Source organism: Streptomyces albireticuli (assembly GCF_021228125.1).
Lineage (GTDB): Bacteria > Actinomycetota > Actinomycetes > Streptomycetales > Streptomycetaceae > Streptomyces > Streptomyces albireticuli.
In genome coordinates, this window is sequence record NZ_JAJQQS010000009.1 from 12612 (window position 1) to 26922 (window position 14311).

Annotated in this window: 9 protein-coding genes; 5 read left to right on the plus strand and 4 right to left on the minus strand. The window is 73.4% G+C overall.

The window, feature by feature from the left end; all coding sequences use genetic code 11:
- Window positions 1-52: 52 nt before the first annotated feature.
- From tgmA to tgmC, 3 genes are read left to right on the plus strand one after another with little or no spacing between them, the layout of a single operon-like run.
- The gene (gene tgmA, locus LUZ64_RS17805) at window positions 53-304 is read left to right on the plus strand and encodes a putative ATP-grasp-modified RiPP (protein ID WP_095583421.1); all 252 of its coding nucleotides are present in this window, start codon (window positions 53-55) and stop codon (window positions 302-304) included.
- Between the two features lie 14 nt (window positions 305-318).
- Window positions 319-1284: an ATP-grasp ribosomal peptide maturase gene (gene tgmB, locus LUZ64_RS17810; protein ID WP_095583420.1), complete on the plus strand. Its 966-nt coding sequence runs from the start codon at window positions 319-321 to the stop codon at window positions 1282-1284.
- A complete protein-coding gene (gene tgmC, locus LUZ64_RS17815; RefSeq protein WP_095583419.1) occupies window positions 1281-2420 on the plus strand; it encodes an ATP-grasp peptide maturase system methyltransferase in 1140 nt (379 codons plus the stop codon). Before tgmB ends, tgmC begins: the two co-directional genes overlap by 4 nt.
- 23 nt (window positions 2421-2443) lie before the next feature.
- On the opposite strand, the gene LUZ64_RS37525 is transcribed toward tgmC, so the two are convergent.
- Both LUZ64_RS37525 and LUZ64_RS17825 read right to left on the minus strand, forming a co-directional pair.
- The gene (locus LUZ64_RS37525; RefSeq protein ID WP_095583418.1) at window positions 2444-3517 is read right to left on the minus strand and encodes an EF-Tu C-terminal domain-related protein; all 1074 of its coding nucleotides are present in this window, start codon (window positions 3515-3517) and stop codon (window positions 2444-2446) included.
- 46 nt (window positions 3518-3563) lie between these two features.
- Entirely contained in the window at window positions 3564-5111 is a 1548-nt protein-coding gene (locus tag LUZ64_RS17825) for a CehA/McbA family metallohydrolase (RefSeq protein WP_107426670.1), read from the minus strand.
- 449 nt (window positions 5112-5560) lie between these two features.
- On the opposite strand from LUZ64_RS17825, the gene LUZ64_RS17830 reads away from it, so the two are divergent.
- A complete protein-coding gene (locus LUZ64_RS17830; protein WP_095583417.1) occupies window positions 5561-6421 on the plus strand; it encodes a TIGR03619 family F420-dependent LLM class oxidoreductase in 861 nt (286 codons plus the stop codon).
- Between the two features lie 17 nt (window positions 6422-6438).
- Here LUZ64_RS17830 and LUZ64_RS17835 read toward each other — a convergent pair whose 3' ends face one another.
- Together LUZ64_RS17835 and LUZ64_RS17840 are read right to left on the minus strand one after the other, a co-directional pair.
- Window positions 6439-8649: a WD40 repeat domain-containing serine/threonine protein kinase gene (locus tag LUZ64_RS17835; protein WP_232390189.1), complete on the minus strand. Its 2211-nt coding sequence runs from the start codon at window positions 8647-8649 to the stop codon at window positions 6439-6441.
- A gap of 138 nt (window positions 8650-8787) precedes the next feature.
- Window positions 8788-10932, minus strand: a complete 2145-nt coding sequence (locus LUZ64_RS17840; protein WP_143593002.1) for a WD40 repeat domain-containing serine/threonine protein kinase — start codon at window positions 10930-10932, stop codon at window positions 8788-8790.
- Between the two features lie 493 nt (window positions 10933-11425).
- Here LUZ64_RS17840 and LUZ64_RS17845 point away from each other — a divergent pair, with 493 nt between their 5' ends.
- On the plus strand, window positions 11426-14020 hold the full coding sequence (locus LUZ64_RS17845) for a bifunctional FO biosynthesis protein CofGH (RefSeq protein WP_095578678.1): 2595 nt from the start codon (window positions 11426-11428) through the stop codon (window positions 14018-14020).
- Window positions 14021-14311 lie beyond the last annotated feature (291 nt).

Genomic DNA, 14311 nt, shown 5'->3' on the forward strand with positions numbered 1-14311 from the left:
GGCTCAAGGCCGTACCAAACTGATCCGCCAGACGCGACCGAAGGAGACACTGGTGTCCGATCCCGATGCTTTGCCCTGGGGCTTGACCCGTATGCGGCCCTTCCCGGAGACCGTGCGGCTTCCGCACGAATCGCTCGTGCTCGACTCCGCCACGCAGCTTCCCCGGAGCATGGACGGGAGCGGTAGGTCCGTGCCCGTGATGGACAAGCACAAGAGGTCGGAGACGTCGAAGGAGACCGCGACGAGGACCAGCCTCGACGGCACCTCGGACCAGGGAAGCGACCAAGAGGGCGACACGGACTGAGGGAGGGATTGCAGATGGCAGACGGCCGGCCCGTCGTGGTGGTCACCCGCCTCGACGATGTGACCGCTGATCTCGTGATCGCCGAGCTCAACGAGAGGGACGTCCCGGTCGTCCGCCTGGACCCCGGTGACCTTTCCTCCTCCGTCACCATGGACGTGTTCGTGGGTGGGAAGGGGCCCGAAGGGCGGATTGCCACCCCGACCCGGGACCTCGACGTCTCGCAGGTGCGAGCGGTGTACTGGCGCAGGCCCAGCCCCTACACCGCACCGGTGGACGTCACGGGTGCCGAGGCGCTGTGGTGTATCGATCAAGGCCGCTACGGTCTCGGTGGGGTTCTCGGCTCGCTCCCCGGCGCCCACTACATCAATCACCCGTGGCGGAACCGGGATGCGGAACACAAGCCCGCGCAACTGGCCACCGCTGCCCGCTGCGGCTTGAGGATTCCGCCGACACTAATCACCAACGACCAGAAGTGTGCGCGGCGCTTCGCTGACGAGCACGGGCCCGTGGTCTACAAACCGATACGGAACACGGACTACACCGATGCCCAAGGGCGGCATCTGAACATTTGGACCGCCGAGGTCACCCCTGACGCCATCACCGAGCGCTTGTCCATGGCACCGCACCTGTTCCAACAGCGCGTGAACAAGGTGTGTGATGTCCGGCTGACCGTCGTGGGCGGCGAGTTGTTCGGCGTGCGTATCGACGGGTCCTCTGGCCTGGACTGGAGGCTCCACTACGACCAGTTGACGTACAGCTCCGTCGAAGTCCCACCTGACGTTGCACGGGCAGTACGTGCCTACCTGAACGCATTCGGTCTGGACTTCGGCGCATTCGACTTCGGTGTCGACCAGGAAGGCCGCTGGTGGATGTACGAGTGCAACCCCAATGGCCAATGGGCTTGGTTCCCGGATCACATCACCGAGCAGATCACCCGAGCCCTCGCCGATCGGCTTCAACACCCCGGAGTGTCCCGATGAACGTAGACAGTGGGCGGTGCCGCCGTGGGCTCGCCGACGCGATCGCCGCGACCGGAGCCCTCACCGACCCCGCGCTGAGAGAAGCGGTCGAGAGCGTGCCCCGGGAGGTCTTCCTGGGGGAGGCGGTCTACCGGCCCGAAGGCGCCGCATGGGTGCCCGTACGACGCGAGGAGGTCGGGGAGGCCGAATGGGCCGGCCTGGCCTGTGCCGACCGGACGTGGGTGACACAGGTGGACGGCCTGGACGCCGATCGTGCCGATGCCCCCGTGACGGGAAGCCCCACCTCCTCGTCCACCCTGCCCTCCCTGGTCGTGCGCATGGTGCAACTCGCCGATCTCCGCGAGGGGAGCCGCGTCCTGGAGATCGGCACGGGCACCGGCTACTCGACCGCGATCCTCGCTCACCGCATCGGGGACGGCGGGGTGACCTCCGTCGAGTACGACCCCGGCATCGCGCGCCGGGCCGCCTCCCGTCTCGGCGCGGCCGGATACGCACCGTTCCTGGTCGTCGGGGACGGCCTCCAAGGCCACAAGGAACGGGCGGAGTACGACGCCGTCGTGGCGACCTGCGCGGTACGCCACATCCCTCCGTCGTGGCTGTGGCAGGTCCGTGCGGGCGGAAGCATCACGACCACTCTCAGCGGGTGGATGCTCGCCTCGGGGCTGATCCGGCTCACCGTCGCCGAGGACGGCAGCGCTTCCGGTCGCTTCACCGGAGACCCCGTCTCGTACATGCTCGCCCGACCCCATGAGCGCCCGCCACGGCCCGTGTTCTTCCGGCGCCAGGGAATCACGCGCGCGGGGCGGGTGGACCCTGCCGTCCTCGACGACTGGACGGGGCATTTCGTCGCACAGCTCGCGGCCCCCTCGGCGGAGGTCATGGCCACGGGTGACGGCCCGGTCCTGGTGGACGTCGCCACGGGGTCACAAGCGTGGACCGAACCCTCCGGGAGGGGGTGGACGGTCCACCAGCACGGGCCGTTGCGGCTGTGGGACCAGGTGGAGGACGCCCTCCTGGTCTGGCAGGGCGCCGGGGCACCCGATCAGTCCCGGTTCGGGATGACGGTCGACGTCGAGCAGAGTCAAACCGTCTGGATCGGCTCGCCCGACGGGCCCTCCTGGCGGCTGCCCGCCTGACCGCTCCGTTTCCGCGGCTCCGCCTACGCCACGACCCGCGTCACCACGCCCGGACCGATCGCCTTGCCCGACACGCGCATCGAGAACGGCGTCCCCGTCTCCATGGCGAGGGGCGCCGTCAGCCGGACCGTCAGGGAGACGTGGCCGCCCCGGGTGGACTCGCGTACGGCGCCGGCCTGGCGGAGGGTGGTGATCCGGCCGGTGACGGCCGTGGTGCGGAAGTGGAACTGGGCCTCGGGGCGGCCGGAGAAGGTCACGGCGAGGCCGCCGTCGTCCTCGGGGAGGACGTACGCCTCGGCCTCGAAGGAGGTGTGGGCGGACGCCGTGCCGGGCGTGGTGAGGACCTGGCCGCGTTCCGGGGCCGCTTCCGGGGTGGTGCCGCCCAGGACCAGGCCGGCGTTGTCGCCCGCCGCGGCCGTCTCGGGGGATTCGCGGAACCTCTCCACGGCGGTCACGGTCACCGTGCGGCCGGGCTCTCCGAGGCCGACGACTTCGAGAACGTCGCCCGGCCGGACCCTGCCTCGTTCGACACGGCCCGTGACGACGAGGCGGCGGGACGCCGGGCGGTCCTTCAGGTGGAACGTGTCCTCGACCGGCATCAGGAACGGGTGGTTCATGGTGTCGTCGTCCGGGCCGGGACGGCACGGGTCCAGCCCTCTGAGCAGGGCTTCCACGGCTTCCGTCCCCTCCGTGTCCCCGGCCAGCGCCCCGCGCGCCGAGCCGAAGACGATCGGCGCCGCCCCGCCCGCGTAGCCGTGCGCCGACAGCGACTCCCGGATCTCCAGCCGGAGCACCTCCCGCAGCTCGGGGTCGGGCAGCAGGTCCGACTTGTTCACGAAGACGGACACGTGCCGGACGCCGACCCGCCGGGCCAGGTCCAGGAGTTCGCCACCGCGGGCCGTCATGCCCGTCCCGGCGTCGAGCACGAGGACGAGCCCGGCTGGGCGGTGCGAGATCAGTGTCTTCTCGGCGGGCGCGCGGGGCGGCAGCCGCCGTGGGCGTTCACCGGCGGGAGCCGTCAGCCGTGCCACCGCCGCGCGCAGCGTGCTCGTACCGCTGCCCGGCTCCCCCGCGTACTCGACGTGCTCGTGCCGCACCGGCGCTCCCTGAGACCCCGGCGGCCCAGCCGCCGCCGTCACCCGCTCATTCTCGCCCCAGAAAGATCGGATTCGTCAGGGCCGCCATCGGACCCGGTACCCCCGGAGTTCCGCCGTCCGCCGCCGGATGCCGCACCTCCGCCCGTACATAGGCCGCGTGCGACGGTGTGGTGCGCCACTCCACCCGGCCGTCCGCCGGGACCGGCGTGCTCAGCAGCGTGCCCTGGTCGGTGACGAACGCCGCCGTGCAGTCGCCCGGCACGCCCGACACGTCCAGCCGTACCGTCACGGCCGTGTCGTCGTCCACGCGCAGCCGTTCGCCGATGCCCGCGTGGGCGCCCCGGCCGCCCGTCGCCGTGAAGGACAGCCGGACGGCCGACGACTCGGCGATCCAGCTGTGCCCGGCCCGGATGCCGGCCAGCAGCGCCTCCCGGGACAGCCCGTCCGCCAGGACCACGGTCTGCGGGTGGCCCACCCGCTCGGGCTCGCGGTGGGCGTCGCTGTTGCCCATGGCGGGCAGCCAGCGGCCGCCGCCCCGGGCCGCCGCGACCAGCGTGTTGTCCCACTCCGCGAGCGTCACCTCGTCGTCCGGCGTGAACGGGCCGTTCCAGACCTCCACCGCGTCCGCGTCGCCGAAGCCGAACTTCCAGTTGCAGCCGACGCAGGTCGCGTGCGGATGCGCCGGTACGACCAGGCCGCCCGCGCGGCGGATCGCCCGGGCGTAGCGGCCGAACGCGTTGTCGCGGGCCCGGTAGCGCCAGTCGACGAACGTGCCGGGGTCGGTGCCCAGCGCCAGGACGTGGCCGTTGCGGGTGGTGACCTCCTCGCCCGTGAGGATCAGGAGGTCGTCGCCCCACAGGCCCTGCCAGGCGCCGTGCGACGACGTCGTGTTGTGCTCCGTCGTCGTGATCCAGTCCAGGCCGGCGGCCCGCGCGGCGGCCGCGACCTCGGCCGGGGTGCGCTTGCCGTCGGAGTACACGGTGTGCAGGTGGTTGTCGCCCCGGTACCAGGCGCGCCCGCGCCCCTTCGCGCGCCGCGGCGGGTACACCGGTACGGGGGCCGCGCCCGCCGCCCCGTAGCGCAGGGTGACCGTCACCTCGTAGGCCAGGCCCTGCGGCGCGACCGTGTACGGGCTCAGGCAGACGTGCCATCTGCCGGGGCGCACCGGCCCGGCGAGATAGCCCGGCGTGGCCCGTTCCGCGCCGACCGTGAACTCCGTGCGCGCCCCGCCCGACCAGCCCCGGAACCCCGGCCCGCCCGGTCCCGTGCCCCGCTCGTCGAAGAGGCCGATGTCGCAGGCGTTGCCCCGGGTGCCGGGCGGCACGGCCGGTCTGTCGTAGGAGTACGAGACGGAGATCTCCCGGACGCCGCGCGGCACGTCCACCGGGAGGTACACGAAGTCCGGGGCGCCGGCGGGCAGCCGGCCCGTGACCGTACGGGACTCCTCGGCCGGTCCGCTGCCGCCGGGCCCGGGGGCAGCGCCGGAGCCGGAGCCGGACCCGTCGGCGTGGGCGAACGTCACGGTGTCGAGCGTAAGCGCGCTCGCCGCCCCCGCGGCGGCGGCCGTCAGTCTGAGCAGGTCGCGTCGGTGCATCCGGGGCCTCCGGGAGGACGGGAACGGCACAGGGGCGGGAAGGCGCGGGAAGGCGCGGGAGAGAGGTGACGGAAGTGCGCCTGGGACACCGTTGTACGCCCGGGTGGCGCACAGCGGAACGGGTGCGGACGGGTGGATTGCGGTCCGCCGTCACCTGTCCGACCGTCCGGCCGGGCAGCCTTCGGAGGTCCGGGCGCGACGCCCGGCCGGGACCCGGGCGCGACACCGGGCCGGGACCCGGCCGTCACACCCGGACCAGGGATCCGATTGCGACAGTCGCATGGCGTTCGGCGTCGTTCGGGATCCACGGCGCGCCGTTGGGCATACGGTGATGCCACGCCACCCGTGCCCCGTCCTGTTCCGCCCCGCCCCGCACCGTCACACCCTGTCCCGCCCCACGTCATGTCACCCACCAGCCACACGACACGCCACGACGGAGGTGCCCCCGCATGCGGATCTCCACCACGATCTTCCTCACGGACGAGACCATCAGCCCGGTCCGGCTCGCCCGCGAGCTGGAGCAGCGCGGCTTCGACGGCCTCTATCTGCCCGAGCACACCCACATCCCGGTCAGCCGTGACACGCCCGCCCCGTCCGGCGACGACCCGCTGCCGCGCGAGTACGGGCGCTCCCTCGACCCCGTCGTCGCGCTGAGCCAGGCCGCCGCGGTGACCGAGCGGATCACGCTGGGCACCGGGATCGCGCTGGTCGCCGAGCACGACCCGATCGTGCTCGCCAAGCAGGTCGCCTCGCTCGACTTCGTCAGCGGCGGCCGCTTCACCCTGGGCATCGGCTTCGGCTGGAACGTGGAGGAGGGCGCCGACCACGGCGTGGAGTGGGCGACGCGGCGGGCGCTGGTACGGGACCGGATGGCCTTGATGCGCGCCCTGTGGGCACCGGAACCCACGGCCTACGAGGGCGAGTTCGGGTCCGTACGGGCCAGCTGGGCGCACCCCAAACCGCTGCGGGCGCCACGCGAACGCAAGGACGCGGAGCCGCTCCACGGGCCGCGCGTCCTGATCGGCGGGACTGCCGGGCCGAAGCTCTTCGCGCACGTCGCGGAGTACGCGGACGGCTGGCTGCCCATCGGTGGCAGCGGCCTGGGCGAGACCCTGCCGCAACTGCGCCGGGCGTGGGAGGACGCGGGGCGGCAGGGCGAGCCGGAGGTCGTGCCGTACGCCGTGCACCCCTCGGCCGGGAAGCTCGCGCACTTCGCCGAGCTGGGGCTGCGGGAGGTCGTGGTCGCGCTGCCGTCGGCGGACGAGGCGGAGGTGCTGCGGGCGCTGGACGCGCACGCGGACTTCCTCTGACGGGTGGGCTCTCCCCGTCAGGGAAGCCGCCAGAGCAGGACCGCGTCCTTGGCGTCGTAGTCGATCGCCATGCTCAGGCCGATCGCCACGGACCTCCCGTCCGGGCTGACGGCGATCGCCTCGACCGAGTTGGGGCACTTGAGGCTGCCGACCTCCTTTCCCGCGAGCGTGTCCCACACACGGGCGGTCGGACCGGAGCCGCCGCCGACCAGGAGGCGGCCCCCCGGGTGGAACGCGAGGGCCATGAGCGAGCCCAGGCCCTCGAACCTGACGACCTCCGAGCGGGATTCGACGTTCCACACCGCCACATGGCCGCCGCTCGTCCCGAACGCGAGGAGACTTCCGTCCGGGCTGAGGACGACGGCACTGGCGCCGCCGCTGGCCTTGACCGTGGCGGTGTCCTCGCCCGCGGCGGTCAGGGTCTTGAGGGGCTGCCCGGCGACCAGCGTCCGGCTGTCGCCGCTGATCGCCACGGGGCCGCTGGACGCGTTGGTGAAGGTGCCCTTCTCCTTGCCGGACGGCAGCTCCCAGAGGTGCAGGCCGTCCGAGGTGTTCGCGGCCAGCATGTCGCCGCCCGCGCTGATGGCCAGACCCGTGGGCCAGCCCTTCTGGGTCGGCCCCTGCTCGGTGGGCAGCGTGAACGTGTGCACGGTCTTGCCGGTGGCCGTGTCCCAGACGCGGACCTTGTTCTCCTCGGCCCTGACGAGGAGGCCGAGATCCCGGCTGAATACCGCGGGCTGCAGGTACCCCGGGGTGCCGATGCGGACGGGGGTGCCTTCCCCGGTGTTCGGGTCCCAGCGCCAGATGGTGTTGTGGCCGGTGCCGTACAGCTGCTTGCCGTCCTTGCCGAAGGCGAGCGCCCGCACCGCTGGGAGGCCCTTGAGCCGGGTGTACTTCTCGGTCTTCTCCGGTTTCGCAGTGCCTGACGGGGAACCGGGCCTGGTGCGGGTGGCCGAGGAGCCGTCCGCCTTGCCGCCACGCAGCAGGAGCGGCAGCCCGACCGCCGTGGCGGCGGCCGCCGTCCCGAGCCCGGCGAACAGGAGCGTGCGCCGCGACAGCCCGCCCGTCCGAGGGCTGTCGCCCGCGTCGGCGGTGGTGCTCCCCGGCCCGGACCCCGGTGGCGTCGGCGGGGGGCCGGGGCGTGCGGCGACGGTCGGTGGGTGGGTCATCAGCGGGGGCGCGGCAGCGGCGGCGGCAGCGGCAGCGGCGGGGGCAGCCGCGGGGGTACCCGCGGCGGTCATGGGTACACGAGGATCCACAGGGCGGGGTCCCGCTGGGCCGGGCGCTGCCGGTCCAGGTCCCGCCGGGCCGGGCGCTGCCGCGGCCCCCACCGGCTCGGATCCCACCGGCCCGGACCTCGCCGGCCCAGGCCCCACCGGCCCGGACCCCACGACCGCGCTCCCGCCCCCGCCGCCGTCCCCGTCCGCACCCGCCGCGAACCGCGCGGCCAGCCCGTCGACGGCCGGCCGCGCCCCGGGCTCCTTGGCCAGGCACGCGAGGAGCAGTTCCCGCAGCGCGCCGTCGTCGACGCCGTCGAGCGCGGGCGGCTCGCCCAGGATGCGCTGGACGACCTCGATCAGCGTGGGCGCGTCGAAGGGCCCGCGCCCGGTCGCGGCGAACGCGAGCACCGAGCCGAGCGAGAACACATCGCTCGCCGCCCCCGCCCGGTCGGCGCGGATCTGCTCCGGTGACATGTACGAGTAGGTGCCGATGATCGTGCCCGTCGCGGTGAGCGAGCTGGCGTCCACGGCGCGGGCGATGCCGAAGTCGATGATGCGCGGGCCGTCGGCGGCGAGGATGACGTTGCCGGGCTTCAGGTCCCGGTGCACGAGGCCGCACTTGTGGATCGCTGCGAGCCCTTCCGCGAGGCCCGCGCCGAGCCGCAGCACGGCGGCGGCGTCCAGCGGTCCGTCGTCGGCGACGACGTCGTGGAGCGTCGGGCCCGGGATGAACGCCGTCACGAGCCACGGGCACTCGGCCCCGGGGTCGGCGTCGACCACCTGGGCGGTGTGGAAGCCGCCGACCCGCCGCGCCGCGTCCACCTCGCGCGCGAACCGCTGCCGGAACTGCGGGGTCGCCGCGAGCTCCCGCTTGATCAGCTTGACCGCGACCTTCCGGCCGCCCGGCGACGTACCGAGAAAGACCGATCCCATTCCGCCCTCGCCGAGCCGTCCGTCCAGGCGGTAGGGGCCGACCCACTGCGGGTCGTCGGGTCCGAGCGCGTCCATGGGCTCCGTCCGGTGCGAAGGGGATCAGAGGGGCAAGAGATCAGAGAGGTAAGAGATCAGAGGGGGTAAGGGTTCAGAGCGGGCGGGGTGGTGAGGCAGGTGGCCCGAGCGGGCCGCCGTGACCGCCGTGACCGCCGCTTACGGCAGCTTCCACAGCTGGACCGACGGCTTGGCCCCGTTCTCGTTGGCCGCCGGGCTGCACACGCCCGCCAGGGTCCTGCCGTCCGGGGTGAAGGCGAGGTGGTCGACGGAGGCCCGCAGCGGGGTCTTCGGGTCGCCCACGACCAAGGTGGCGGTGAGCTTCCCGCTGTCCGCGTCCCAGAGGCTGACCGTGCGGCCGACGGTGTCGGTCTTCGTGACCTCGACGTAGCCGCCGCCGCCCACGACGACCGCCTTCCCCGCGGTCCCGGCGCCGGCGGGCCGGTATGCCGCGCTGCCCAGGTACTCGTGCCGGTCGGTGAGCTTCCTGGTGAGTTTTCCGGAGGCCACGTCCCACAGCTGGATGCCGGGGCCGTTCGCGATGAGCGTCCTGCCGTCGGGGCTGAACGCCACCCCGGAGTAGTTCTTCTCCCCGCCGTCGCGCAGGGTGTCCAGCGGGCGGCCGTCCGCGGTGTTCCACAGCCGGATGCCGCTCTTGCCGAGGTCCGCCGCGACACTGGCGAGGGTCTTGCCGTCCGGGCCGAAGGCGACCGCGCGCATGCTCCCCGTGTGCCCTTCGAGGGTTTCGCGGACCCGGCCCGTGTCCGGGTCCATCAGCTCGATCCGGCTGCCGACGCCCACGGCGAGGGTCTTGCCGTCGGGGCTCATGGCCAGGCAGCTGACGTAGTCGAACTCGCCCTGGTACGTCGCGAGTTTCCTCTTCGCGGCCCCGCTGTTCGCGTCCCAGGCGAGCAGCTCCTTGAAGGCGCCGGAGTACAGGGTGGCGCCGTCCGCGCCGAAGGCCACCGACATGACGGGCTCGGCGTGGCCTTCACAGGTGGCCTTCTCGCGGACCGCGGCGAGGTCCCAGAGCTTCACGGTCTTGTCGTAGCAGCCTGTGGCGAGGAACCTGCCGTCCCGGCTGATCGTCAGGCCGTCGATGTCCCCTTCGTGGCCCTTGAGTTCGCCGACGGGGCGGGTGACGTCGCGGTCGGGGCTCTTGCCCGCCTTCGGCTTGTCCTTCGGGGCGTCCTTCGGCTCGGCGGTCGGTTCGTCCTCCGGCCACAGCGCGAAGGCGGTGGGCACGGCGACCGCGGCCGTCGCCGCGGCGAGCCCGCCGAACAGCACGGAGCGGCGCCGGACCGGACGTCCGGCGGCGGCAGGCGCGGCCGGGAACGGCTGCCCGGCGACGGGCGGTGTGCCCGTGAACGGGGGTGCCGCCGGGGGCGTGGCCGGGAACGGAGGCGCGGACGAGGGCATGGCCGGGACCGGGGACGCGGCCGGGAACGCCGGTGCCGCCGGGGGCATGGCCGGTACGGGAGGAGCCGCGGGGGCCGTGACGGCCAGCCGGCGCAGGACCTCGGCGGTCGGCGGGCGCCCGGCAGGGGCCTTGCTGAGGCAGTGGCGGACCAGGACGTCCAGCGGGCCGCCCTCGGCGATGCCGGTGAGCACGGGTGCCTCGCTCATGACCCGGTGGATGATCGCCGGAACGGTCGACGCGTCGAACGGGCCCCGGCCGGTGGCGGCGAACGCGAGCACCGAGCCCAGGGAGAAGACATCGGCGGCGGGGGTCACCCGGGCGGGGTCGCGGATCTGTTCCGGCGACATGTAGGCGTAGGTGCCGATGACGGTGCCCGTGTGCGTCATCGGTCCGGCGTCGGGGACGTGCGCGATCCCGAAGTCGATGATGCGCGGGCCGTCGGCGGCGAGGATGACGTTGCCCGGCTTCAAGTCCCGGTGCACGAGGCCGCGATCGTGCACGGCGGCCAGGCCCTCGGCGATTCCCGCGCCCAGACGGAGCACGGCATCGGGGGCGAGCGGGCCGTGCGCGGTGACGGCCTGCTGGAGGGTGGGGCCGGGGATGTACTCGGCGGCCAGCCAGGGCGACGCGGCCCCGGGGTCGGCGTCGACGATCTGGGCGGTGTGGAATCCGCCCACCTGCCGTGCCGCCTCGACCTCGCGGGCGAACCGTGCGCGGAACCGCGCGGCGTCCGCGAATTCCGGCCGGATGACCTTCAGCGCGACCTTGCGCCCTCCCGGCGAGGTCCCGAGGAAGACCTGCCCCATGCCGCCCGCGCCGAGCCGCCCTTCGAGCCGGTACGGGCCGATGTGCCGAGGGTCCGAAGGGGCCAGGGGATCCACCATGGCTACGCGAATCTTCCGGATATGCGTGTGATCACGCAGGGCATTGAACCATGGCCGGACGGCCGGAGGAGGGTGGACGGAGCCCTGGGGTTCCTCCGCCGAACTGCGCGGGCCGGTAGCGGAATACGCAGGTCCGGGAGCGTCGGCGGCCCTTTCGCGCTCCTGTGGCCCCCGGCGCGGCCCCCGGCGCGGCGGACGGACGGCCCGGCCCTGGAGGCCGGCCGCCCGCGTCGGCCCGCTTGTCGCGAGGTCGGCCGCCCGCGTCGGCCCGCTTGCCGCGAGGCCCGCCGCCCGGGTCGGCCCGCCTGCCGCCCGGGAAGCTCTTTGGCCGAAAGACATCCCTCCGCTCGGGCGGCCGTCTTCGCAGGTCCAGGCCATGACCACCGCTCCCCCCACCGTTTCGGAGGCGCCCTCCGTCTGACGTGATGAGAGGCACACAAAAGGTCCGGGTGGACCCTCGGGCGGCGGCCGGGTGCGCTCGTATGCTCGGACAATGACTTCGAGCGCGCAGGGATCCGAGCAGGCAGCACCGACCGCGAACTCCATGCGGCGCGCGCTCAAGCGCGCCCGTGACGGTGTGGCCCTCGACGTCACCGAGGCCGCCGTGCTGCTCCAGGCGCGCGGCGCGGACCTCGACGACCTCTGTGCCTCCGCCGCCCGGGTGCGCGACGCGGGCCTGGAGGCGGCCGGCCGGCCGGGCGTCATCACCTACTCGAAGAGCGTCTTCATCCCTCTCACCCGCCTCTGCCGCGACAAGTGCCACTACTGCACCTTCGCCACCGTGCCCGGCAAGCTGCGCCGCGCCGGCCACGGGATGTTCATGTCGCCCGACGAGGTCCTGGACATCGCCCGCCGCGGCGCCGAACTGGGCTGCAAGGAAGCGCTGATCACCCTCGGGGACAAGCCCGAGGACCGCTGGCCCGAGGCGCGCGAGTGGCTGGAGGCCGAGGGGTACGACGACACCATCGCGTACGTCCGCGCCATGGCGATCCGCATCCTGGAGGAGACCGGCCTCCTCCCGCACCTCAACCCCGGCGTCATGTCCTGGACGGACTTCCAGCGGCTCAAGCCCGTCGCCCCGTCGATGGGCATGATGCTGGAGACCACCGCGACCCGCCTGTGGAGCGAGCCCGGCGGCCCGCACTACGGCTCCCCGGACAAGGAGCCCGCCGTGCGGCTGCGCGTCCTGGAGGACGCGGGCCGCAGCTCCGTGCCCTTCACCAGCGGTCTCCTGATCGGGATCGGCGAGACGTACGAGGAGCGCGCCGACTCGCTGTTCGCGCTGCGCCGCGTCTCCCGCGCCTACCACGGCGTCCAGGAGCTCATCCTGCAGAACTTCCGCGCCAAGCCGGACACGGCGATGCGCGGCATGCCCGACGCGGAGCTGGACGAACTGGTCGCCACCGTCGCCGTCGCCCGGCACATCATGGGCCCCTCCGCCTGCCTCCAGGCGCCGCCCAACCTGGTGGCCGGCGAGTACGAGCGGCTCATCGGCGCGGGCATCGACGACTGGGGCGGCGTCTCGCCGGTCACCCCCGACCACGTCAACCCCGAGCGCCCCTGGCCCCAGATCGACGAGCTCGCCGAGCGCTCCGCCGCCGCGGGCTTCCGGCTGCGGGAACGCCTGGCCGTCTACCCCGAGTTCATCCAGCGCGGCGAGCCCTGGCTGGACCCGCGCCTGCTGCCGCACGTCCGCGCCCTGGCCGACCCGGAGACGGGCCTGGCGCGCGAGGACGCCGTCGTGGAGGGGCACCCCTGGCAGGAGCCCGAGGACGTCTTCGTCGCCACCGGGCGCACCGAGCTCAACCGCACCATCGACACCGAGGGCCGCACCTCCGACCGCCGGGACGACTTCGACGAGGTCTACGGCGACTGGGAGGCCCTGCGCGAGGCCGCGGCGCCCGGCATGGCGCCCGAGCGCATCGACGGGGACGTGCGCCAGGCGCTGAAGCAGGCCGCCGACGACCCCACCCGTCTCACCGACGCCGAGGCGCTGGCCCTGCTGCACGCCGACGGGCCCGCCCTGGACGCCCTCTGCGGCATCGCCGACGACCTGCGCCGGGCCACCGTCGGCGACGACGTCACCTACATCGTCACGCGCAACATCAACTTCACCAACGTCTGCTACACCGGCTGCCGCTTCTGCGCCTTCGCCCAGCGCCGCACCGACGCCGACGCGTTCACCCTCTCCCTGGAGCAGGTCGCCGACCGCGCCCAGCAGGCGTGGGAGGTCGGCGCCGTCGAGGTGTGCATGCAGGGCGGCATCCACCCCGACCTGCCGGGCACGGCGTACTTCGACATCGCGCGGGCGGTCAAGGAGCGCGTCCCGGGCATGCACGTGCACGCCTTCTCGCCCATGGAGGTCGTCAACGGCGCCACGCGCACCGGCATGTCGATCCGCGAGTGGCTCGTCGCCGCCAAGGAGGCCGGGCTGGACTCCATCCCGGGCACCGCGGCCGAGATCCTCGACGACGAGGTCCGCTGGGTCCTGACCAAGGGCAAGCTGCCGACCGCCACCTGGGTCGAGGTGGTCAAGACGGCGCACGAGGTGGGGCTCCGCTCGTCCTCGACGATGATGTACGGGCACGTCGACCAGCCCCGGCACTGGCTGGGCCACTTCCGGAAGCTGACGGAGATCCAGAAGGAGACGGGCGGCTTCACGGAGTTCGTCACCCTCCCCTTCATCCACACCAACGCACCCGTCTACCTCGCCGGCATCTCCCGCCCCGGCCCGACCATGCGGGACAACCGGGCGGTCACGGCCATGGCGCGGGTGCTGCTCCACCCGCACATCACCAACATCCAGACGAGCTGGGTGAAGCTGGGCACGGAGGGGGCGGCGGAGATGCTGCGCTCCGGCGCGAACGATCTGGGCGGGACGCTGATGGAGGAGACCATCTCCCGGATGGCGGGCTCCTCCTACGGCTCGTACCGCTCGATCCAGGACCTGGTGGCGATCGCGGAGGCGGCGGGGCGGCCGGCGCGGGCGCGGACGACGACGTACGGGGCGGTGTCGGCGGAGCGGGTCGCGGCGGCGGCGGCGTCGGACGGGCATCTGCCGGAGTTGCTGCCGGTGCTGGGGGATTGACGGGGGGATTTTTCCCCTACCCGCCCCTTCCCGAACCGGGGGCAAGCCCCCGGGCCCCCTTTTCCGCGCTTCGCGCGGTGGCCTCAATCGCCGGCCGGGCTGATTTCAGCCCGTCCGGCGATTGAGGACCGGGGTCCGGGGCGGAGCCCCGTTCGGGAAGGGGTGGCACCGCGATGTTGCCGTTCTGTCGAGAACAGGCGACCGGACGTCCACAGTCCGTCGCCTATCGTGGCGCGCATGTCTTGGCCTCAGAACCCCCCCACAGCCTCACCAGCCCCAGCAGCCCCACGG